Source organism: Acinetobacter sp. WC-743 (genome assembly GCF_000335555.1).
Taxonomy (GTDB): Bacteria; Pseudomonadota; Gammaproteobacteria; order Pseudomonadales; family Moraxellaceae; genus Acinetobacter; species Acinetobacter bereziniae.
In genome coordinates, this window is the sequence record NZ_AMFQ01000037.1 from 12275 (window position 1) to 35451 (window position 23177).

At 39.8% G+C, this 23177-nt stretch carries 21 protein-coding genes; 7 read left to right on the top strand and 14 right to left on the bottom strand.

The features are described from left to right. Positions 1 to 14 precede the first annotated feature (14 nt). Genes ACINWC743_RS04945 through ACINWC743_RS04970 form a run of 6 tightly spaced genes read right to left on the bottom strand, consistent with a single transcriptional unit; the run spans position 15 to position 5435 of the window. Positions 15 to 752 carry an SDR family NAD(P)-dependent oxidoreductase gene (locus ACINWC743_RS04945; RefSeq protein ID WP_009584633.1) on the bottom strand — a complete coding sequence of 246 codons (738 nt, stop codon included), beginning with the start codon at positions 750 to 752 and terminating at the stop codon, positions 15 to 17. 10 nt (positions 753 to 762) lie between these two features. Beyond that, the gene (locus tag ACINWC743_RS04950) at positions 763 to 1248 is read right to left on the bottom strand and encodes an aromatic-ring-hydroxylating dioxygenase subunit beta (protein ID WP_009584632.1); all 486 of its coding nucleotides are present in this window, start codon (positions 1246 to 1248) and stop codon (positions 763 to 765) included. A 10-nt stretch (positions 1249 to 1258) separates the two neighbouring features. Further along, entirely contained in the window at positions 1259 to 2536 is a 1278-nt protein-coding gene (locus ACINWC743_RS04955) for an aromatic ring-hydroxylating oxygenase subunit alpha (protein WP_009584639.1), read from the bottom strand. Between the two features lie 30 nt (positions 2537 to 2566). Then, positions 2567 to 3094: a nuclear transport factor 2 family protein gene (locus ACINWC743_RS04960; protein WP_009584627.1), complete on the bottom strand. Its 528-nt coding sequence runs from the start codon at positions 3092 to 3094 to the stop codon at positions 2567 to 2569. 43 nt (positions 3095 to 3137) lie between these two features. Further along, a complete protein-coding gene (locus tag ACINWC743_RS04965) occupies positions 3138 to 4304 on the bottom strand; it encodes an acyl-CoA dehydrogenase family protein (protein WP_009584636.1) in 1167 nt (388 codons plus the stop codon). A gap of 18 nt (positions 4305 to 4322) precedes the next feature. Beyond that, positions 4323 to 5435: an amidase gene (locus tag ACINWC743_RS04970; RefSeq protein WP_009584608.1), complete on the bottom strand. Its 1113-nt coding sequence runs from the start codon at positions 5433 to 5435 to the stop codon at positions 4323 to 4325. A gap of 149 nt (positions 5436 to 5584) precedes the next feature. Here ACINWC743_RS04970 and ACINWC743_RS04975 point away from each other — a divergent pair, with 149 nt between their 5' ends. After that, positions 5585 to 6052, top strand: a complete 468-nt coding sequence (locus ACINWC743_RS04975) for a MarR family winged helix-turn-helix transcriptional regulator (RefSeq protein ID WP_004831289.1) — start codon at positions 5585 to 5587, stop codon at positions 6050 to 6052. A gap of 49 nt (positions 6053 to 6101) precedes the next feature. On the opposite strand, the gene ACINWC743_RS04980 is transcribed toward ACINWC743_RS04975, so the two are convergent. The 4 genes from ACINWC743_RS04980 to ACINWC743_RS04995 all read right to left on the bottom strand — a co-directional run bounded on the left by ACINWC743_RS04980 (position 6102) and on the right by ACINWC743_RS04995 (position 10737). Next, the gene (locus ACINWC743_RS04980) at positions 6102 to 7100 is read right to left on the bottom strand and encodes a 3-hydroxybutyryl-CoA dehydrogenase (protein ID WP_009584638.1); all 999 of its coding nucleotides are present in this window, start codon (positions 7098 to 7100) and stop codon (positions 6102 to 6104) included. Position 7101: 1 nt separating this feature from the next. Then, positions 7102 to 8208: an NAD/NADP-dependent octopine/nopaline dehydrogenase family protein gene (locus ACINWC743_RS04985; protein ID WP_009584616.1), complete on the bottom strand. Its 1107-nt coding sequence runs from the start codon at positions 8206 to 8208 to the stop codon at positions 7102 to 7104. Between the two features lie 99 nt (positions 8209 to 8307). After that, on the bottom strand, positions 8308 to 9303 hold the full coding sequence (locus ACINWC743_RS04990; protein WP_009584619.1) for an AraC family transcriptional regulator: 996 nt from the start codon (positions 9301 to 9303) through the stop codon (positions 8308 to 8310). Positions 9304 to 9393: 90 nt separating this feature from the next. Continuing rightward, positions 9394 to 10737, bottom strand: coding sequence for a spinster family MFS transporter (locus ACINWC743_RS04995; protein WP_009584631.1), 1344 nt, complete (start codon positions 10735 to 10737; stop codon positions 9394 to 9396). 376 nt (positions 10738 to 11113) lie between these two features. On the opposite strand from ACINWC743_RS04995, the gene ACINWC743_RS05000 reads away from it, so the two are divergent. From ACINWC743_RS05000 to ACINWC743_RS05015, 4 genes are all read left to right on the top strand, one after another. After that, positions 11114 to 11506 carry a hypothetical protein gene (locus tag ACINWC743_RS05000; RefSeq protein ID WP_005029804.1) on the top strand — a complete coding sequence of 131 codons (393 nt, stop codon included), beginning with the start codon at positions 11114 to 11116 and terminating at the stop codon, positions 11504 to 11506. Between the two features lie 516 nt (positions 11507 to 12022). Continuing rightward, the gene (locus ACINWC743_RS05005; RefSeq protein ID WP_035300368.1) at positions 12023 to 13414 is read left to right on the top strand and encodes a GntP family permease; all 1392 of its coding nucleotides are present in this window, start codon (positions 12023 to 12025) and stop codon (positions 13412 to 13414) included. A 32-nt stretch (positions 13415 to 13446) separates the two neighbouring features. Further along, a complete protein-coding gene (locus ACINWC743_RS05010; protein ID WP_009584617.1) occupies positions 13447 to 14607 on the top strand; it encodes an iron-containing alcohol dehydrogenase in 1161 nt (386 codons plus the stop codon). A gap of 46 nt (positions 14608 to 14653) precedes the next feature. Then, positions 14654 to 16150, top strand: a complete 1497-nt coding sequence (locus tag ACINWC743_RS05015) for a CoA-acylating methylmalonate-semialdehyde dehydrogenase (protein ID WP_009584622.1) — start codon at positions 14654 to 14656, stop codon at positions 16148 to 16150. Between the two features lie 47 nt (positions 16151 to 16197). Here ACINWC743_RS05015 and ACINWC743_RS05020 read toward each other — a convergent pair whose 3' ends face one another. After that, positions 16198 to 16950, bottom strand: a complete 753-nt coding sequence (locus tag ACINWC743_RS05020) for an IclR family transcriptional regulator (RefSeq protein WP_009584602.1) — start codon at positions 16948 to 16950, stop codon at positions 16198 to 16200. Between the two features lie 265 nt (positions 16951 to 17215). On the opposite strand from ACINWC743_RS05020, the gene ACINWC743_RS05025 reads away from it, so the two are divergent. Further along, entirely contained in the window at positions 17216 to 18271 is a 1056-nt protein-coding gene (locus tag ACINWC743_RS05025) for a GlxA family transcriptional regulator (RefSeq protein ID WP_009584610.1), read from the top strand. A gap of 194 nt (positions 18272 to 18465) precedes the next feature. Then, complete coding sequence (gene yddG / locus ACINWC743_RS05030) at positions 18466 to 19386, top strand: aromatic amino acid DMT transporter YddG (RefSeq protein WP_035300372.1); 921 nt, start codon at positions 18466 to 18468, stop codon at positions 19384 to 19386. Positions 19387 to 19509: 123 nt separating this feature from the next. Here yddG (ACINWC743_RS05030) and ACINWC743_RS05035 read toward each other — a convergent pair whose 3' ends face one another. The 3 genes from ACINWC743_RS05035 to ACINWC743_RS05045 form a co-directional block, all read right to left on the bottom strand. Further along, positions 19510 to 20838, bottom strand: a complete 1329-nt coding sequence (locus tag ACINWC743_RS05035; RefSeq protein WP_035300375.1) for an MFS transporter — start codon at positions 20836 to 20838, stop codon at positions 19510 to 19512. A gap of 167 nt (positions 20839 to 21005) precedes the next feature. Next, complete coding sequence (gene yddG / locus ACINWC743_RS05040) at positions 21006 to 21893, bottom strand: aromatic amino acid DMT transporter YddG (protein WP_171064866.1); 888 nt, start codon at positions 21891 to 21893, stop codon at positions 21006 to 21008. 75 nt (positions 21894 to 21968) lie between these two features. Next, positions 21969 to 23165 carry a hypothetical protein gene (locus tag ACINWC743_RS05045; RefSeq protein ID WP_009584618.1) on the bottom strand — a complete coding sequence of 399 codons (1197 nt, stop codon included), beginning with the start codon at positions 23163 to 23165 and terminating at the stop codon, positions 21969 to 21971. Between the last annotated feature and the right edge of the window lie 12 nt (positions 23166 to 23177).

Consider the following 23177-nt stretch of genomic DNA (forward strand, 5'->3'; position numbering starts at 1 on the left):
GCTGAGCGCTAGGCTTAGCGCATAAATAATCCACCGTTAATATCCCACGTTGCACCAGTCACAAATGCAGCACTTGGGCTTGCCAGTAATGCACAGGTCTCAGCGATAAACGTCATACTGCCTAATGCCTTAACAGGGATATTTTCAATAAATTGCGTCATTTTTTCATCGGATACCACGCTATGTACAATCGGGGACTCCATCGGTCCGGGAGCAATCGCATTCACAGTCACCCCTTTGGCTGCAAATTCTTTAGCAAAAATTTTAGTTAGGGTGACGATTGCGCCTTTACTCGCTGCATAGTGTGCGCCTGTAGCAGTTCCACCATTTTGACCAGCCAAAGAAGCCATATTCACGATACGCCCATAACCCTGATCAGCCATATATTTGCCAATAATCTGGCAAGCTTGGAAAGTGCCACGTTGGTTCACCTGTGTCACCCAGTCAAAATCCGCAGCAGTAATCTCTAAAACAGGCGTTGCCTTGGTCACAGTTGCATTGTTAACCAATACATCCAGTTTTGAGAATTTCTCTTGAATCCACTGCACTGCTGCATGAAAGTCAGCCTCTACTGAAATATCGAGTTTTAAGGCAAACATATTTTCAGCATATTGACTGCTTGCTTTGGCATTCTCTGCCTTTTCTAAGCTACTTGCTGAAACAATGACTTGATGTCCTTGAGCCGCAAAATATTCGGCAATGACATTACCCAATCCAGAAGCAGCACCTGTCACTAAAACAACCTGTTTCATTTTTCTGCTCCTAGAGGATATAACTGATACCTGCCAAGGTATCGGTCGAGTTGACTAAGTTAATAATTTTTCTGTTGATTTTAAATCCATGCTCTGAGTCACGAACCAAATGAAATGTCACATCAGCGGTATAATGTTTTAGACTTTCCTTACGAAACTCACGTAAGTTTTGTGCGCAACGTAAAATAATTTCTCCATCTTGATCTTTTACAATGCGAACACGTGAGACACTACGTACAGTATTGGCTTTTGGTGCAGTTGAAATTGCCTCACCATTTTGTAAACGTTGCACACGTAACTTACGCATATGATGATCGTCATAGGCATAGTTCAAATTATTTTCATAATCTGTCAGTTTGGGATCAATCGGAATAATATACACGCCCTTCTCATTCCATAAATCTAACCATTTATCATGCTCAGAGTGGTCCAACATATCTGCCTCAGCCCAAATAAAAGCTGTAATTTCATTGAGCAAATCTAAATCAATTTTCATGGCATTCTCCTTAAGCCGTCATCAACTTTTTCCACTGCTGATAAGCAGCACGCATGCCTGTTTCAGCACTGACATCACTCTTTAAACCATCTTCAGTTTTCACTTCACCCGGTAGACCGCGATTTAACATGATCCATAAATCATTGCCTGCGTTTGCACCATGTTGTACACGTTCCCATGCCTCAGAATCGTCTGGAGTTCCAAAACCAAATGGTCCTTGGAAATGTTCATGTAGACGTAAACGATATTGATTGGCGATTTGTGGTCCACCATCCATGGTAATGACGGAGTGGTGAATTTCGGTTTCTTTGGCTGAAATAGGTTGCATGACTCGGAAGAAAGCCATTGAACAGGCGATGTTAGGAAACAAATTCAAGTTAAAACCAGATCCGCCAACAGCACGTACGATGCGACGGACTTTCAATTCTTCATGACCTTCATCACGTAAAGCCTGAGCCAAGTCCTCAAAGCGCTCTTGGATTGGTCGCTCCATTAACTCTTCATCTAGATCGACCAGTTCAGGAATCATCACCATGACACTGTGACCATTGCCTAAGTCTTCGACAAAACCGGGTTGATTTTCAAAATTGAACAGTTCTTCTGTTTTCTCATCAACTGAGCTTAAGAAAGACTTATGTACTAAAGGGAAATGATAGGCATCCGTGGTATTTTCTAACTGAATTTTCCAGTTACCTGGGAAACGAAAACGATGCTCACCCAATACTTTGATTGGATACCCTGCACCTTGCTTCATAAACAGATCAATCCATTTTTTAGCAGCCCCCAAAAAATCTTCTAAGGGTTCGATATCCTGTTTAAAGGTGGCAAAAATCATTCCATTGTATTCTTCAACCCGTAAGCTCACCAACGGAAATTCAGACTTGTCGAGACAGTCGCCATAACTTTCGGGTGAAGGTACACCACGTAATGAGCCATCAAGCGCATAACTCCAACCATGATAAGGACAGACAAAACTATTGGTCTTGCCCTTTTTATGTTCGCATACTGTTGCTGCACGATGACGGCAACGGTTTAACAAAACATGAACTTTCTTCTTACGATCTCGAACCACAACAACAGGTTGTTGACCTATATTGATCGTTTTATAACTTCCACCTTCTGGAATTTCACTGGCATGTGCCACCCAGACCCAAGTGCTGTAATAAATTTTTTCCATCTCTTGTTCGAAGATATGTTCATCTTTATATAAAGAGGTATGTACACGATCACTTTGAACCAAATCACTGTAATCAACTTCAATGTTCTGCATTGGAATAATACTGTTCATATCAATTATCCTTTTCAATCTATCCATAGGTTATTGCTGAGACGGTACTGGCAATTTCGCTGTACTGTTCCAGTGGGATACGGGGCGACTAAAAATATTTTCAGTCTGGAAATGTTTAATTTTCCAACGCCCATCGGCTTGCTGTTTAAACTTCACTGTAAGTTTTGCGGCGTTTAAATGGCTTTGATCATCAGCAAAGGTTGAGGTTTGCAACATCAACCAACTTGCATTTGCCTGTTCATCATTTATTTCAATTTGTTCTGAACTGACGAAGTGCGCATTCATCACAAAATGTGATTCTTTCTGGGTATAGCTTTTAAACATGTTGAAAATGGCTTGCCAAGAATCATAACGTCCAAAACATTGGGCATATTTTTCCCCAATCCCTTCCCATATACTGTCTGGATCAAATAAATCCATGAGTTCATCTAGATCAGTATTGGCATTTAAGCCATCACAAATTTCCATATAGCGGTTGATACAATTACGAATCGCATTTTGTGCTTCAAGTTGTTGTATCCGCTGTAAAAGATGCTGTAAAACGGCTTGATCATTCATCTTTGCTTCATCCCTGTACTATTTTTTAATGTTGTTTATCAAACTATAGATAACCGGGTGTTGGCTTCATGCCAAAACTGACCAATGCCGCATTTTGTAAGGTGGCATCTCCCATAAAGGCATGCTGTGTCACCACATTGGTATCATTCACAAAACGGCTAAATGGATTGTGGGTATAGATTGCGGTCATACCTGCCAGCATTTGGATTTTACGTGTTACTTGTGCGCAGACTCTTGCTACATGGGTACATGACAAACGCATGTCACTAATCTGTTCCGCAGTTGGTGTACGGTCAGCAAGCACTTCATTCCAAACGATTTGCATGGTGTCATAGAACCAAACACGTGCTGCTTTAAACTCCGCTTCAGCCTGTGCAAATTCATATTGGGTCACCGGACGATTGGCAATTTCAGCCCCACCTGTAATTGAAGATTTACCCGGTGCCAACTTTTGAAACTCTTCAAGTGCTGCTGCTGCTACACCAATCCCGACCACAGTTAAAACCTGTGTTGCCAGTGACAGTGAGGGATATTTAAAAAATGGTTCGGATAACTTCGATGGTTCGCCACGAACAAAAGTCCATTCTTTTGCGACCAGAACATCTTTCACCACCAAATCATGACTACCTGTTCCTTTAAGTCCCACTGTATCCCAAGTCATTTCAATTTGTGCCTGTTGAGCAGGCATAACTGCCATACGTGGCAAACCTTGAGTTTCATTATTTTTTTGTGGTGAAATCCCGACTCCTACGATATCAGCTCCCATGCAGCCACTAGAAAACTTCCAACGCCCACTGACCACAACGCCTTCTTCAGTAATTTCCGCAGGTTGTGGTGGGAAAATACCTCCTGCAAAAACGATATCGGGACTGTCTTGGTATAACTGCTCAAGCGTTGCTTCAGGTAAACTGCCTAAATATGCAGGGCTCATCCCAAAGCTTGCAACCCAACCTACTGAGCCATCCGCTTTAGACAGTTGCTCAATCAATTCACAAAACTGTTTTGGTGACCATTCATTGCCACCAAATCGTTTCGGAACCAAAGCACGATATACACCAATTTTTTTGAGTTTCTCGATAATGTCCTGACTAACATAAGCTTGATTGTCAAACTCACCTGTACAAGCACGCTCACGTATTTCCTGACATAAAGCGGCTAATTCTGCTGTTTTTGTGTCCATTACAAAATCCTTTGTCGCTAACTGATTCATTACCTGCTTCCTTGTAATTTATTGCCCCGCCTGAACGATATATTTCGCAATTGCACAGAGATATTCATCTGCATTTTGTTTTGCCACGATTTGTAAACCGATCGGTAAACCTGATGCTGTTTGTAGGGGTATTGAAATTGCTGGGTGTCCTGACAAATTAAAAGGACGAACCAAACTGGTTAAATTCAAAAACGCCACTGTATTTTCAGCCTCACTCACTTTGGGTGGAATCTGTGGCAAGGTTGGTAAAATCAAGGCATCGAATTGCGCCAGTAAAGCATCAATTTCAGCCTTAAAATTGGCTTTGATTTGTTCTGCTTGTTGGACTTGATCCATTGTTGTTTGTGCAGCTTTGAGTAATCGACCGTTGACATCTGCTCCAACCAGTCCTGTTTCGGTTAAAGCTGCATATGCCTGCCAGTTTTCATAATTGATAATCTGCATACCTGCTTCAAATGCTGGATCAAACCATTTTGATTTCACCTTAGTCAGTGTCAAATTAGCGTTGGCAAGATAATTCTGAATGGATTCAATCACTACAGCATCAGCACTGACATCAAGCCAAGCGAGTTTTGGTGCCTGCGCTAAGTCCGTTAAAGGGTGAAAGCTTGGATCAATAATCTGCATTGCGGTTTCAATCATGTTGACTGACATTGCAAATGGTCCAACACAGTCCAAAGAACTTACCGCTGGATGCACACCTTGACGACTGACTCGATCAAACGTTGGTTTTAAGCCATATACACCACAGCATGCAGCAGGCATACGGATTGAACCGCCTGTATCAGTACCTAATGTAAAATCAGCCAAACCTGCTGCTACGGCTGCCGCAGAACCACTTGAGGAACCACCCGGGATCAACTCAGGATATTTAGGATTAATTGCCGTACCAAAATGATGGTTAATGCCTGTAATGCCAAAGGCAAGTTCATGCAAATTGGTTTTCCCAGTAATTTGACAGTCGGCTGCCAAAATACGATCCACAACTTCTGCATTTTGAGTCGCAGCAGGTGTATTCATTAACGCTTGGCTGCCTGCCATCGTTTTCATACCTTGAATGTCGATGGAATCTTTCACCATCACTTTCAAAGCACCTGTGCCTTTTTGTACCTCTTGCACAACGATATTCATTCACTTTTCCATGTATTTTTATAGTTAATACAAATATCGGAAAAAGTAATGTAATTGTCAAGATATTTTTATTGATAAACAACAAAGAAAAATAAATTTAATTTTTGTATAATGGGAAATATCCATTTTTATAAAGTTATTACTTGGCTATGCTGACTCATTTAGAACAATTTCTACCTAACAATGAACCAAGCAGTTTACAAAGCTACCCTTTTTTCTGGATCTCGCAAGTTAACGGAAAATATACCCAGCTTATTGAAAAATCGATTAAAAAATTAGGTATAGATAACACGCGTCGTAAAATTATCTTGAGTACTAATGCTTTAGAACAAGCCAGTATTACAGAGATTGCCAATCTTTCTACGCTCAAATTAACCACGGCAACCAAAGCGATTTATCGTTTAGTTGAAGATGATATTGTGCAAGTTTTTTCATCAGAGGCTGACGAACGAATCTCGATGGTCAAACTGACTGATAAAGGTAAAGAACTGGTTGAACAAATTAATCAGATCAGTCAGGTGACCTTGTCTGGGATTCTAAATGCCTTTGAAGATGAAGAACTTCATCAGTTAAATGCCCAACTCAAAAAACTGTTTAATCTCATGCCTTCGAGTTAAATTTGATCGTAAAAGCTCATCTCTATCGAGATGAGCTAAGTAGCAAAGTTTAAACGGCATCATTTTGTAAGATATTAAACAGTGGTTTTAAATGCTGGCTGGTGATTCGATCTGCAAATTGATGTAACACTTGCTGTTTGTAATCAGCAATATCGACCTGATCATAATTATAAAAGCCTTGTTTTTCACGTAAGCCATTGCGTTGTTGACGCATATTGTCAGCAATGATTTCAGGTGCTTGATAGCGATCTCCTAGCTCCCTCTGCAAATATTGTGAGGCATAATACAAAATATCACCACCACCCCAATCAATGAATTCTAATAATCCCAAAACAGAAAAGCGCAAACCAAATCCTGTACGAATAGCAATATCAATATCTTCAACAGAGGCTACGCCTTCTTCGACCATTCTTGCTGCCTCATTCATTGCCAATGCTTGAATCCGTGGCACGATATACCCAGCTTTAGCATTACATACAACAGGAACCTTGCCGATGTCATGCAAAAAGTGTTTTAAGTCAGCCACCACCTCATCTGAAGTTTCTTCAGAACGACTTAATTCCACCAAGGGAATCAAATAAGCAGGATTCAACCAGTGTGCATTGATCACTCTCTCAGGATGAGAAATCATTTGCGCAATATCCGTGACCAAAAAGGTAGAGGTTGTCGAAGCAACAATACAATTGGCTAAAATATAGGGGTCTAGCCAAGCAAAAATTTCCTGTTTGAGTGGTTTTACTTCTGGAATAGCTTCAAGTAATAAATCACAATTGGATAAGATCTCGATTGATGCATCTCGGCTTAAAATACTAATTTGCTTATCTATGAATATATGCTGTTCAGCATTGATAAATTTTATTGTTTCAAGCAATCGAAGCTCTTTTTGCAAATCGCTCTGGATTTGATTGTGATAATCTTGGAATTCTATTTCACTTCGTTGCCTAGCATCAATTAACGCGACCTTAAGCCCTGCGTAGGCAAAAGCAATCGCCATTGCTTTGCCCATTCGACCCGCACCCAATATTGCAATCTTTGAAATTTTCCTCATTTTAAACTCCTTGCAATAAGATCGCTTGCAGTTCAGCTTTACTGTGATGGGCTAGACCTAAATTTTCAAAGGTCCGACCTTCCAGATATAAATCTTTTCCAGTAATTGCAGAGGCAATATTCAGCAAACCCTCTGCCACAGGTGTTGCGACACCCGCCCAACGTCCCACCGAAACTAAAAAGGATAATCCTAAACGCGTGTCTTCCAACATATAACGATGTGACTGTAGATCAATATCTTCTCGCCAATCTCCACTATCAGTTAATTTGCCATGCGCACCTCGACCATACATCCATTCATCTCCCTCATCGGCTTTGTTATAGTGATCCGCCAAAGGGAAATGAGGTGCAGCATAACCTAGTGCCTCACGTACTTGCATTCGCTCAACATCGAGCTGATTGGTCACACGGCGAATTGAAGGTTGCGTACCTTCATTGTGAATATCCCAAGCTTCAAAATGCTCTAGCGGACCAGCATTCATGAGGATCAAAGGAGGATGAATAATTGGACCAGCATTCATCAATGCTCCGCTTAAACTATCTTCAATCGGCTCCACACTTGGATAAGCCTGCTTAAGCTGCTGAAAAGCATGTTCTGACAATGCGCTGGGAAACACACCCGTCGGCAATCTTGTAGCATAACCACTAATTACAATTTGATTGACTCCATGTTTGCGCACTAAATACGGTAAAGTCCCCGTTTCTGCAAAAGCCACTTCGGCATGGTTATCAGCATCTCGCATGGCTTTGGCGAAAATAAAACTACCAAATGTTGCCGGAGGTAAAAACACCACTTGCCCTGCTTTAAAAAATTTTGCCGCTTGTTGGGCTAAATCTTCATGTGTGGTCGCTGGCAAAGGAATAATGATCAATTCGGCATGTTGGATCGCCGCTTGCAAATCATCAGTCAAGTTGATCTGACTCTGTTCAAATCCCACTGTTAGGGTTCGATCTCCTTGATAATCCTTAACCTTCAATTGCCCTGTCATGGCGAATTGTTTTAAGGCTGCTGAATCACGACGCCATAACACCACGTCATGTCCTTTTTCTGCCATTTCTGCTGCAGCTGCATAGCATCCATGCCCACCGCCGAGTACTGTAATTTTCATGATCTCTCCTGATGATTCATTTTCAATTGAACATAGGTGAGCCATAATCATCTGGCTTATCCAAATGCGCATGGCTTATTCAATTCGCGCAGGCATTTTTTAGTTGAGCTGAGTATTCATTTTTAAGGTCTGAGAAGGCAAACATCCATAGCGCTTTTTATAAATTGTCGAAAAATGTCCAAAACTTTGGATACCGTAACGCAATAAAATATCAGTTACCGTTTCATTGATTTGTGTCGCTTGTAAAGCCTGATGCACATGCTTCAATCGTTGCTCACGGATATATTCCACTGGGGTTTGCTGTAAATATTGCCCAAAGCCTTTTTGCAATGTACGGATCGACACATCACAGTGTTGACTCAAGTTTGACAATGAAATCGGTTGTTGTAATTGATCTTGAATATACTGTTGGGCTTTTTTCAGATACCGTGGTAAAAGCTGATGACCTTGTATACGCAACTGCTCGCTATAGTTGTTTGGAATTTTGAGTAAAATCAATTCAATCAGATACTGGCTAAAGCTACTCGAAATAAATTGCCAGTTGTGAATATGATAATAAGCATGACACAGATAATTGAGCGTTTCGATCACAGCATCTATGCGCTCATTCGTACAAGACGGCGAAGTATCAAACTGAAGTGGTTTATGAGCAGAATGTCCCAACATCTTACATAACTGTGCTTCTACATCGTGCTGTGACAATTTTAGAATAATATTGCGACAATCTTGGTTGGTGATAATCTGTTGCCGTGTATAAGGATGTGTGACGGACATGATTCCAGCGGATTGCAGCACATGTTGATTTGCTAGACTGACTTTGCATTGTCCTTCAAGCGTAAGTCGAAATAAATAAAAGTTAGATCGCTCATCAATCGTAATCATCACAGGCGCACTATATTTCAAATCGTAGAGCGCATTATTTCCAAAACTAAAACCATTTAATCGTGTATTCAATGGTTCTCTTAAAGCAACATCAAAATGATGCGGACATAAGTAATGGCTAATTTGTTCTTTGATGGTCTGATAGTCATCAGACTTCAATAATAAAAATTCATCCAGATAATGAAGGTGATTCAGTTTGACAGATATTTCCATCATTACACTCCCTTGTTATGGATTGATCAAATCAACAGCAACGCCCATCACTAAAGAATGGGCGCGGATTGGTCATCAAACATGACTAAATCATGAAGCATGTTCCCTTTGCATACTGTCACTAAATGCCTGACAGCCTTTTTTCAATAAAATAAATGCCAATATGCATGAAATTGTTCCCACAATACTCAATGAAGTTCCGACCATCAGTGGGTTTTCAAAAACTTTATCGCTAATTAATGCCACCAGAGTCGTACCTATTCCAACGGCAACCAGATTACTGATGAGTAAAAAGATGGCAGAAATTTGAGCACGGAGTTGGTTTGGTGCCAGCATTTGCATCGCTGTGGTTGAAATTGGCATCGGAAAAGATGCAAAAAACATGGCAGGTACAAGGAAAACAACTGAGAGCCATAATTGATCGACGTGGGTAAATATCATCATCGGTAAAATTAAACCGACAATTCCAATAACACCAGTAATCATGGGTGCATCTTTACGACCTTTTTGAATAAACCAGTCATTTAACCAGCCTGCACAGAATACCCCTAAAATATTTGCCACCAATAAAACACTTCCAAGCATATAGCCAGCTTCTGTTGGGGTCAGTCCAAATTTACGCATATAAAATGCAGGTGACCAACTGATTAAGCAGTACAACGCCATCGCATAAAATGTAAAACCTAAATAATGACATTTAAATGTTTGTGCATGTTTTTTGATGAATTTGAAAGCATCAGCCATGCTGGTTTTTTCCACTTCGCCTTGTGCATTTAAACGTTGTCCCTTACGTTTTGGTTCTTTGACGGTGAGTAAAACCAATAATCCAATAAATACCCCTGGTAAACCGACAATAATAAATGCCGCCTGCCATGCTTTTAAGGCTCCAAATACAGGAATCAGAATCGTATCCATATTTTTGAGCAAACCAATCACATACCCACCGACCAGAAAGGCAATACCACCTCCGACAAAAGAACCGATGGAATAAACTGCAACCGCTCGTCCCAATTTATCCTTACTAAACATATCACTAAACATCGAATAGGCTGCTGGGGATAAGGCCGCCTCGCCTACACCTACGCCCATACGACTTAAAAAAAGTTGAATAAAGTTTTTACTGAGTCCACAAAATACTGTTGCGATACTCCAAAAGACCACACCGATTGCAATAATTTTTGGTCGTGAAAATCGGTCTGCCAAATAGGCCAAAGGTAAGCCCATAAAAGCATAAAACAATGAAAATGCTAAACCATGTAATAAGCTAAACTGAGTATCTGATAGACCAAGATCGGCTTTAATCGGTTCAATCATCAGTGCCAATATCTGTCGATCAATAAATGAAAATATATATGCCAACATACACAGTAAAACGACATACCATGCATATATATTGGATTGAGCCCTTGTTGGCTCAGTTGTATGAGTATCCATCTTTCTTCCTTGTCCATGCCATTTTTCTAATGGGTCTACTTATTGAAAAATCTTGCGACCAGAACACATCTCCTTTTCCAGTCAATTTTCAATAAGGTAAATCATCCTGCCATATAATTATTATTTTTACATGGAATTTTCCATAATAGTTCAGGTATAAAGTTATACCTTTTTTGCTATTTTGGCTATTCCCGATTTTCCTCAGTATGATAAATAATTAAAAAATAATTTATAAACATATGATATATTTAGTTTTATGATATTTTATTGCTTAAATAATTTTCTGACCAAAATATATTTTTTAAATTTATATTGAATTTTACATTTATTTTTGCAATAAAATAAAAAGAGAGAAAAGCTTTCAACGGAAATGGATATGGCACTTTTAAAAGAACACGCAATCGAAAGTATACATACAATGCATGTATTGATCGAAAAGATTTTTACTGGACAACATTCAGAACAAGATCTTCCCCTTCTGATTGATTATTTTGCAGATCATTTTGAAATGGTCGGTGCGGCAGGAAAACGAATTAAACTCCAAGAAGTCAAAGGGCTGTTTGCAAATAATCAAGGAAAGATGCCCGATCTTCAAATTGAAATTTATGATGAGCAAATTCTGACACAGAGCTCAGATACCATCGTACTTAGCTATACTGAGAAACACACCAAATCTTCGGGTGTACTGATTCGCCGTTCATGTGCACTGATTGAGGAAATTGAAGGAAAAATGCGCTGGAGTTATTTACAAGAAACATTCTTATCTTAAACATAACCATCATCAATAAATCATGCCCTGTATCTAATTGATCTGCTAAATGTATATGGGGCATACTCTATTTTGTGATATTCCTCTTTTACTGCCATTTAAAGTTGTTGCGGCTTAAAATGTATTTGCCTTTTTATCCCTTAAAAAAACAATCTTCGATGCATTCAACCCTCCATAAAAATAAATTTATTTCCTCTCATGGTAAAACCCTCTCTTTATTTAGTTTTTTTCTCAATACTTCCGATCTCAACGACAACTGATCATTAAAAAATCACATCATTTTAATGTCTATATTGCATATGAAATTTTAAATTATTCATAAAATCAAGCAATAACACCCCCATCAAAACGATCTAACATTTTTAAAATGTACTCAAATCTGATTCTCTCATCTCGGCAGTATAAGAAAAAAATCGTTTTTAATTTTCTGTTGACATCATCAAGATTAAATTATATACATTAATAACGATACGAATCGTATCATTATAGATAAAATGATAAACAGGATGTTTAAAAATGATCGGACTAATTGGGATAGTCATATCCTTAATATTGCTGATGTATTTAGCATATAAAGGATTTAGCGTTATTGTACTTGCTCCACTACTCGCTTTATTTGCAGTGGCTTGGAGTGGATTAAGTAATGAGCTGCTTGGTTTTTACTCGCAAGTGTTCATGACAGGTTTAGGCGGTTATATCATCAAATATTTTCCACTGTTTTTATTGGGTGCAGTATTTGGAAAATTAATGGATGACTCTGGTTCAGCCCAAACCATTGCCAACTTTTTTGTTGATAAATTAGGACATCGTCGTGCAATGTTATCTATTGTGCTGTCCTGCGCTATTTTGACTTATGGCGGTGTTTCGCTTTTTGTAGTTGGTTTTGCTGTATTTCCAATTGCCTCAGCACTGTTTAAAGAACTTGGTATCCCGAAACGCTTAATTCCAGCAGCGATAATGCTAGGTGCGCTCACTTTTACTATGACTGCTCTGCCTGGCACTCCTGCGATTCAGAATGCGATTCCAATGCCCTTCTTTAATACCGATCTATATGCCGCACCGGGTCTGGGCACTTTAGCGTCAATTTTTATTTTGCTGACAGGCATGTGGTGGTTAAACAAGCGTCTTGCACAAGCAGACCTCAATAAAGAAGGCTATGGCAACCATGTTGAAATGCATGTTGAAACAAAGTTGGTAAAATCAAACCCAAGTCTGATCATTGCATTTGCCCCAATTTTAATTGTGATTATCACCAACTTAGTGCTGACTAAATTGATTTTACCTTCGCTGGACACTGCCTATTTAGCAACAGATAAGTTTGGTAATACTTCATTGAATTCAGTGATTGGATTATGGGCAATTATCTGTGCCTTAGTCTTGGCGTGTGTGAGTATTATTGTTCTCAACTGGAAAGCCATTGTTGATATTAAAGATTCCATTCAACAAGGGGTTTCCTCTTCCTTTTTACCCATATTCAATACTGCCTCGGAAGTTGGCTATGGTTCGGTAATCGCATCATTGGCTGGTTTTATTATCTTACGTGACTTTTTGGTCGGCATTGCGCCAAACAATCCGCTGATCTCGGAAGCCATTGTGATCAACGTATTGGCAGGTATCACAGGTTCGGCATCTGGGGGATTAAGTATTGCACTCAATACCATGGGTGAAACCTATAAAAATCTAGCGATTGAGCACGGTATTTCTCAAGAACTTATGCACCGTGTCGCTTCTATGGCTTCTGGGGCACTTGATTCTCTGCCTCATAATGGCGCTGTAATTACCATTATTACTTTATGTGGTTTGACGCACAAACAATCTTATTACGACATGTTTGTAGTCGCTGTCATTATTCCACTGATTGCGCTGTGCGGTGTAATCACATTGGGAACATTATTCGGTTCATTTTAAAAACACATCATCCATTACGAAAGGAATTAAAGATGTCTCATTCAGTTAACCTTCCAAGGATTATGGAAGTTGGAAAAAATGCCAGAGCGAAGCTCCCGGCGATTCTTGAAAGTTTAGGTGCAAAAAAGCCACTGATCATTACCGATAAAATGATGGTTACGTTGGGTTATATTCAACAGATTCAAAACATTCTAGAGGCAGCCGGAATCGAGAGTGACTATTTTGATGAAACGATTCCTGAACCGACTTCAGGTTCAATCGAAGCCGGCGTTCATCATTTGCAAACTCATCAATACGATGCGATTATTGCAATCGGTGGTGGTAGCCCAATTGACAGTGCAAAAGCGATCAGTATTTTGAGCAAACATGGTGGAAAAATTTCGGATTATAAATTTCCTCGTCAAGTCAATGAAATGGGACTTCCAATTATTGCCATTCCCACAACAGCAGGAACAGGTTCGGAATGTACCCGTTTTACCATCATTACCAACGATCTCACCAGTGAAAAAATGCTCTGTGCAGGTTTAGGATTTCTCCCTGTTGCCGCCATCATTGACTATGAACTCACCATGTCCTTACCTGCTCGTACCACGGCAGATACTGGTATTGATGCATTAACGCATGCGATTGAAGCCTATGTCAGTAAGAAAGCCGGACCATATAGTGATGCTCAAGCAATTGCAGCGATGAAACTCATCGGACCAAACTTGCAAGTTGTTTATCATCAGCCTGATCACGAACAAGCTCGTGAAAAAATGATGCTGGGCTCTACTTTTGCAGGCATTGCCTTTTCCAATGCTTCAGTCGCTTTAGTGCATGGAATGAGTCGTCCAATTGGTGCATTTTTCCATGTTCCACATGGCTTATCCAATGCCATGTTGCTGCCGATGATCACTGAATTTTCAATACAAGCTGCACCTGAACGCTATGCAGAATGCGCTAAAGCAATGGGCTGCGCACATCTTGATGATTCAAATGACGTGGCAAATCAAAAACTAATTAATACTTTAATCGAAATCAATCGCGATCTCAAAGTGCCGACTTTGGCGGAGTTTGGTGTAGACAAACAATATTTCGATGAGGTAGTGCAAACCATGGCAGAGCAAGCGCTGGCATCTGGTTCACCATCCAACAACCCTATTGTTCCTACAGTTGAACAAATGGTCTCGCTCTACCAAAAACTTTGGTCATGATTGAACGCCCTTTTACTATTTTTTATCACAATGAGGATATCCCCACATGGAATTAATCGGACATTTTATTAACGGTGCTTTAAATACTGAACACAGCAGAACTCAAGCTGTTTTCAATCCATCACTTGGTACACAAACAAAAGAAGTCGCATTAGCGACCAAAGCTACAGTTGAAGAGGCTATTGCTGCTGCTGAAGCTGCATTTCCTGAATGGCGTAACACCCCTGTGATAAAACGTGCTCGTGTCATGTTCAAATTCAAAGAGTTGCTTGAACAAAATGCTGAAAAAATCTGCCAATTGATTGGTGAAGAACACGGAAAAATAGTGCACGATGCAGCAGGAGAATTACAGCGCGGTATTGAAAATGTCGAGTATGCCTGTAGCGCACCAGAGTTTTTAAAAGGTGAATTTAGTAAAAATGTAGGACCTTCAATTGATTCATGGAGCGAATTTCAACCTTTAGGTGTGGTTGCAGGGATTACGCCTTTTAACTTTCCTGTGATGGTGCCTTTGTGGATGTTCCCGATGGCAATTGTCTGCGGAAATACCTTTGTCTTAAAACCGTCTGAACGTGACCCATCTTCGACCTTATATATTGCACAATTACTCAAAGAAGCTGGACTACCTGATGGTGTACTCAATGTGGTCAATGGTGACAAAGAAGCAGTGGATACTTTACTGCATGATACACGTATCCAAGCGGTGAGTTTTGTGGGCTCAACACCAATTGCAGAATATATTTATAAAACCGCAACAGCGGCAGGTAAACGTTGCCAAGCATTGGGCGGCGCCAAAAACCATGCCATCGTTATGCCAGATGCAGATATTGATAATGTCGTAAACTCATTACTTGGTGCGGCTTTTGGTTCATCAGGTGAACGCTGTATGGCATTATCTGTGGCGGTTGCTGTAGGAGATGAGATTGCAGATCAAATGATTTCAAAGCTCTCTAATGAAATCGGTACATTGAAATATGGTCCATACTCCGACAAAAACAATGACTTTGGTCCCGTCATTACTGCACAACATAAAGCAAAGGTTGAGGGTTATATCAGTAGCGCAGAACAGCAAGGTGCAAAAATTGTTGTTGATGGTCGAAATGCAGCACCAGTTGGCTATGAAAATGGCTTTTATGTTGGTGCAACATTAATCGACCAAGTTCAGCCCAATATGACCAGTTATAAAGAAGAGATCTTTGGTCCAGTACTGCAAGTCATTCGTGTAAAAACCATGCAAGAAGCCATGAATCTGATTGATGATCATGAGTATGGTAACGGAACGTGTATCTATACTCGTGACGGTGAAGCTGCTCGCTATTTTAGTGATCACATCAAAGTCGGTATGGTGGGTATTAATATTCCGCTTCCAGTACCTGTGGCTTATCATAGTTTTGGCGGTTGGAAACGTTCATTATTTGGTGATTTAAATGCATATGGTCCAGATGGTGCTCGCTTCTACACACGTAGAAAAACCATTACTCAACGTTGGCCGAGCACCAATGTCCGTGAAGGCGCACAGTTTGCGATGCCGACATTAAATTAATCCTATTAACTTTGTTTGAACAAAAGCAGGCTTTATCGCCTGCTTTTTTATGCAACTTCAATTAATTTATTTAAATCATGGGCTGCTTGACGTAGTAAAGGTTCAAACTGCAACAGGTCTTCAAGTGATTTTCGGATGGTTGGTGCATGTACATATAAGCAGGCAATAATCGTATCACCACGCTGAATTGGTACTGAACATGCCACCATACCCGAAATAAATTCCTCATTGTCTGTTCCAATTTTATTTAAATAAATCTGATCTAAATTTTCTTCAAGTAATACTGGGTCAGTAATGGTATTTCGTGTGAGTTGCGTAATCGGTAAATGCTCTAAAATACTTTTTCTACGTTGACTGGGTTGGAAACTTAAAAAAAGTTTTCCACTTGAACTACACCATAAAGGAACAGTTGAACCGACAGGTAAATACACCTGCAATGGCCAGTTGGCTTGTACACGGTCGGTATATAACATTTGATTATTATTTAGGATGGCAATGCCACAAGTTTCATTAATTTGCTCTGAGAGTTTTTGTAATATCGCCAATCGTTCCATTTTTCTCGGCTCTTGCTCCCAAGAACTTAGCAGCAATTTATAGGTTCGATCACCCAAGATATATCCACCATACATATCCGTTTTAACGAATTTTTCTTGTTCCAGTGTCTGTAGTAAGCGATGAATACTGGGTTTTGGTATATCCAGTTCAACGGAAAGATCGAGGGGTGTTGGTGGATGTTTTGCTGTTGATATGGCTTCAATAATGTCTAAAACGCGTGTAATTGATGAACCTTTTTTATTCATTCTGATGTTCCCAACAATTCAATCTGGTCAGTCTATGTTCTGCACTTTGTTTATCATAACAGATTGTATCTGATAAATAATAATTGAGGTTTTATCAATAATTCCAAAGATAGACATCAACCGCCTTAAAGACGACTTATATTTAATCTTTTTATAAGCGCTTCTCAGTTATACCTGTTAAAATAAAAACTAATTTCAGCCAAAGCATCAATAAAATAAATCATCTTGGCTTCACACTGCTCTTATGGATTTGACGGTGAACACGATGCAACAAGTATCTTCCAATGCTTATGATGAGGTTTCTCCTACCCCAGAAAACCTTTCAAAAATTAAGCCTGATCTCCGAGTTGGCTTTATCCTCATGGATAAATTCACTTTGGCGCCCGTTTCAGGTTTTGTCGAATCTTTAAGATTTGCTGCTGATCAATCTTTCCGTAGTTTGCAAATCTATTGTAAATGGGATTGGATGACCTATAACAACCTTCCTGTGAATGCCAGTTGCGGCTTGTCGGTCAACCCAAACAAAGAAATGGATATCCAACAGCTCAAACAAAACTATGATTATATTGTCATTGCAGGTGGGTTGCTCAGTGAAACCCGCAAACCACCAGAATACTTACTGGAAGCTTTAAAAGAGATACATGCTGCCAAGATTCCGATTATTGCTTTGTGTTCAGGTTGTTTTGTTTTGGGCAATGCTGGCTTACTCGACGGTCGTAAATGTGCCATCCATTTTACGACCCGAGATGAATTTGCAGGGCTTTTTCCCAAAGCCATTACGCTCATTGAACAAACCTATATTGAAGATCATGGCATATTCACTTGTCCGGGTGGAACAGCAATTGATTTGGCGGCTGATTTAATTCGAGTCCATTGTGGTGAAATCCGTGCACAAAAAACCTTGGATTATTTGCTGATTCAGCAGAAACCACTTCATTCACAAGACAAAGAAAAAACCACTTTAGATAATCCCAGCACTTATGAAAATAATATGGTGTCTAAAGCAATCGCGTATATGAGTGAAAATTTAAGTGCCCATGTGACCTTAAAAGAAGTTGCTGAACACGTAAATACTAACCCAAGACAGTTAAATCGAGTCTTTTTAGCAAATACTAATGAAGCACCTGCCAATTACTGGCGCAGACTGCGCTTAGAACACGCTCGAAAACTACTTGCAAACACCAGTGCGTATATCACCAATATCGCAGTCGAATGTGGCTTTTCCGATGGTTCTCACTTTATCCTATGGTTTAAAAAGCAATATGGTGAAACCCCGTTTGCCTATCGAAAACGCCGTCATGGGGTAGACAAACTAAAATGAAATATGACTGTCTATAAGATGATTACACGCTTAAATCGCTTACAATATTTTATTTTCCAAACTTCGCTCATGTAAAAATATTCTAGATAATGTCTTAATCTTTCTATTTTACTTGGTCATTTTTTTCTATTCTGTAGGGCTACATTTATATTTACCTTCTCTACGCCTACCGTCACCCAATTTTTGAAATGTTTATGTCTAAGAATTTAGCAACATTGATCGGCCTTAGTGCAATTCTCATGTGGGCATCCATGGTCGGCTTGGTCAAATATATCAGTACTGCTGTCGGCCCTGCGATGGGAATTACCCTGATTTATAGTTTAAGTGCGCTGATTGTCCTGCTTATTTTTAGGTTTCCCAACTTTAAACTGATTTCAAAAAAATACTTAATTCTTGCTACATTCCTGTTCATTGTTTATGAGTTGTGCTTTTCATTTGCAATCGCCTATTCAAAGACATCACAACAAGCCATTGAAGTGAGTATTGTAAATTATTTATGGCCAAGTCTGACCATTGTGGCTTTTGTCATCTTTAAAGAATTAAAATTTAATGTTTTGATATTAATTGGCTTATTTATTTCAATTAGTGGCATTATTTATATTCAGGCAGGTAGCGGATCATTTAGTGTCCAAAGTGTTGTGACAAATCTAAAAGACAATCCACTCAGTTATCTTTTAGCACTTTCAGGCGCAGTGATTTGGGCATTTTACTGTGTGGTCACCCGAAAAATGAGCAACGGTCAAAACCCAATCTCACTTTTCTTTATCGGTGTTGCACTCACCCTCTGGTTAAAATTAATAGTCAATGATCAATTGGTAATGCCCGATTTTGATCTTGGATTGTCCTTATATCTATTATTCGCTGCTGCTGCCGTTGGTTTAGGTTATGCAGCTTGGAATATTGGCATTATTCACGGCAATATTACTATTCTTGTTGTTGCATCCTACTTTACACCGATTGTCTCATCAGTCTTGGCGATGTTTGTATTAGATACTCAATTACCAATCACTTTTTGGCAAGGAACCAGCTTAGTGACACTGGGCTCCTTTATTTGCTGGATTTCGAGCAACTGGATTGCAATCAAACCTTTATTAAAAAAATTAAGAACCTATTGAAGTCAAAGCTTGTTTTTAAAAGCTTATTTTGCTCAAACCTTAATTTATAAAACATTGTCCTTGATCTGAGCAAGATACAAGATTTTGTACCCTGCTCATGTTACCAACAGCCTTCACTCTAGATCATTCCAATGCGGCTGCCTCAGAAAGATCTTTTGATTTGGTTTCTGGCGCCCAAGCAACTGAAACAATTAGCCCAACCAAAGTTACCGCCGCAGCAACATACATGGTATTTCCAATCCCGATGGTTTCAAGGGACATCGGAACAAGAAAGGTTCCTATTGCCGCACCAATCCGTGTCGCTGAGACCGCCCATCCCATTGCATAAGGACGTAACTCGGTCGGAAAAATCTCATTCGGATAAACAAGTTCCAAAACTTGCGCACCACCAATCAATAAGGCATAAGCGCCGAAGAAGACCAATACCACCATTTCAGAAGAATCAGAGAATGCACCCAGTAACAATAAAGCCAAACCTGACCATAAAAAACTGTGGATCAGCATTTTACGACGCCCCAACACATCAATCAGCTTGGTTCCCACAATACAGCCAATGACAAATAACAGTGTGATGGCAACCGAACCATAGGCTGCCCAATCTCCTTCTAACTTCAGCGCTGCAAGCACTTTTGGAGCAAAAGCATACACAGCAAAAACAGGAATGATGGCGCATGTCCAAAATATAATGACAAACATGAGACGCTTGCCATAGCCCATACGCAACATATCGGCCAATGAGAGTTTTGAAGAAGTCGGTTCTTTAGGTAAATTCGCCAATGAAAATTGATTGCCATATACCTTTTTGATGACATCTTCCGCATCAGGACTTCTATTTTTGGTAATCAGCCAACGTGCTGACTCAACAGTACCTAGCCGAGATAAAAGTAAAATCACACCAATGACAACTGAGCTAGAAAGTGCCCAACGCCAGCCTTCATTGCCCATGACACGAACAATAATATCGCCAAAAATATAAGCCATTGCTGCACCTGCAAACCATAGAATGGTAAAGCTGGCTAAGCGTGAACCTCGGTATTTTTTGGGAACAAACTCTACAAACAGACTGGTTGCAGCAGAATAATCAATCGCAATCGCGATCCCGATTAAAAACCGCAACATAAAAATCATGATGGGTGAGTCTGTCCAAAATTGTAAAACTGAACAAATCAAAAAAATAATAGGTGCCACAAATATAACTTTTCGGCGACCAAATTTATCGGTGAGCCAACCACTAAATAACCCACCAGCAAAAATTCCAAGGAGTGCCGAAGTTGCAATCATCCCTTGCCAAAAGTTAGTAAGTTGTAGATTGGCTGTCATCTGTACCAACGCAATACCAATGATACTGAGTATATAGCCATCCATTAATGAAGCGCCGCCAACAGAGACTGTAAGTCTCTGATGAAATCCATTTAACGGGACATCTTCAACTGAAATGTTAGAATTATTCATTGTTACTTCCTTAATTAAAAGTAAGCCGAACCCACTAAACAATTGAAATAAAAATATTTCAAAGTTTATATTTTATCCCTGAGATTAGGGAATTCAGCTTTTTTCCATTTAAAAACGAGTTGTTATAATATTTCTCTGATCTATGACCTCATTTAAATCAAGAGTCGTTACTTCTGGCGTGTGGCAAACCAACATAAAATTGAACCTAAACACACCATGCCAGCTCCTTGCCAGAAAGAGAGTGAAAGCGGCGTTTGTAAAACGATTGCCGCAAGTGCAGCTGAAAACACAGGAATAAAATAAGAAGCACCAGCCAAAAGTGTGACATTGCCATGCAAAATACCAATATTCCAAGCTGCATAACCAAAACCCATTGCCCCCGCAGCAAGTACAAGATAAATCAGCGCATGTAAATCAAAGTGCATCGGTACTGCACCCATAGCGAGATATTTAATCCATAACACCGCAGCCGTAAGCATAAAAAAGAGTGTGACTCCATTTTTGCCATTGGCAATTCTTGCTGTAACGGTGCAATAGGCAGCCCAAATCAAAGCACCTATAAATGCCAGTCCATAGCTCAAGGGATTATCTTGAATATTTCGCCCGATACTGACCAAATCAAGTCCCTGCTCTCCACCTAAAACCCAACAGATGCCTAAAATTGCGATGATAAAACCGGGTATAACCAGTAAATTTGACTTTTGATGATTGAATAAAATGGCACAAACCATGGTCAAGGCTGGCCATAAATAATTAACCATTCCGACCTCGATTGCCTGTTGACTGGTATTTGCATAGCCAATCGACAGTGCCAAACACAATTCATAAGATACAAACAGTAGGCTTCCCCACATTAGGTAAGCTCGTGGAAATTCTCGTAGTTTGGGAAATCCAATACTCAAGAACAAGAACACTGAAGCAACGCTATATATCATTGCTGCACCTCCTGTTGCTCCCAGACTCTCACTGACGCTACGAATCAGCCCAACAATTGCACTCCATAGCAAGACTGCAATGAGTCCTATGAATGTTGCATTTCTTCTATTTACAATCATCTTCATCACTTATTTAGCTTGTGACACTCGGTCTTTTTTTTGACCAAAGTGCCATTTTAACTGCTCAACAATCACTTAAAAGTTGTATACCAACATCACATTCAGCAGCTTATTCGATTTACCATCGTCGCCTTTTGCCAAAGAGCTGACTGTTCCACCAACAAACGGATCATTCTTACTGATCAAATATTCGGTGTATAGCGTTGCATTCTTGTACTCCCACGCCAGCCCAACAATATTACGTTGTGAGTTTTCAAATTCTTTGTGCTTTTTATCAAACCCGCTGAGTACCCAATATGGTATTAAATTCAAAGCGCCACGCACATGATCGAAGCGATAACTGCTGTCAATTGTGTAGAAATAACCTTGATTGGCAATATCATATTCACTATCAAAAGAACCAAAACCAGAGCTGTCGGGTCTGAGATGATCTTTGTTGTTGATCGATTGTTTTCCACCCGTCATGACAATATTTAGATTTTTATAACCAATTCGATTAAACAGTGCCCATGTATTTCTTGAGCCATTTTCTGAGGTTTTACGGTTCTCAATCTGTGAATACCAATAACTTGCACCTGCCGAAAGCTTAAGATCATCATGATTAAAAAAGGGGCTTAAAAATTTTAAGTCTTGATCTACACGTGCCATCCACATGTTCTTTTCTTGCAAGTTGGTTTTTAAAGGGTCAGAGGATGTCACCATATTTGCAGTGTAACGAGCTGAGTCTCGACTCTCACCATGATAATTGCCTCCATCTGTAGCAAAGTAAGCCAAATCCACTTTGGTTGCTGACGGCATTTCAAAATGATAATTCACACCTAAATTATGTATATCTTGCAGACCCAGCGTATTGTTGATACTGGCATAGAAACTGCTGTCCCAAAAACGACTTGGACCAAATGGTATAGGCTGTAAACCTACAGTAAGATGGTCAGTTGAATTGAAACGATAGCCTGCATAGCCATAAATTAGCGCTGAAAAATCACATAAAGTGTCATATTGATAGCAACGATACTCGGCTTTTCCAAACCAATCAGGAGCGTCATATGCCAGTCTAAGAATTGCAGCATCAAGTTTTATCTTCTGATCTGCAGCAACTTCTCCATAATCTTTGTCTTGATAATTGACGCGTAATGTACCAGATAGCGTTAATGCACCTGTTTCACTTTCTGCTGAGCCAAACGTAATCCCTGCCATAACGGGAAAAGACATCCCCAAGGTCAGTAATCCCAAGCCTATTGTGCTTGCTCTTGTATTTGTTGTTTTAAGCATTTTTAATTCCTT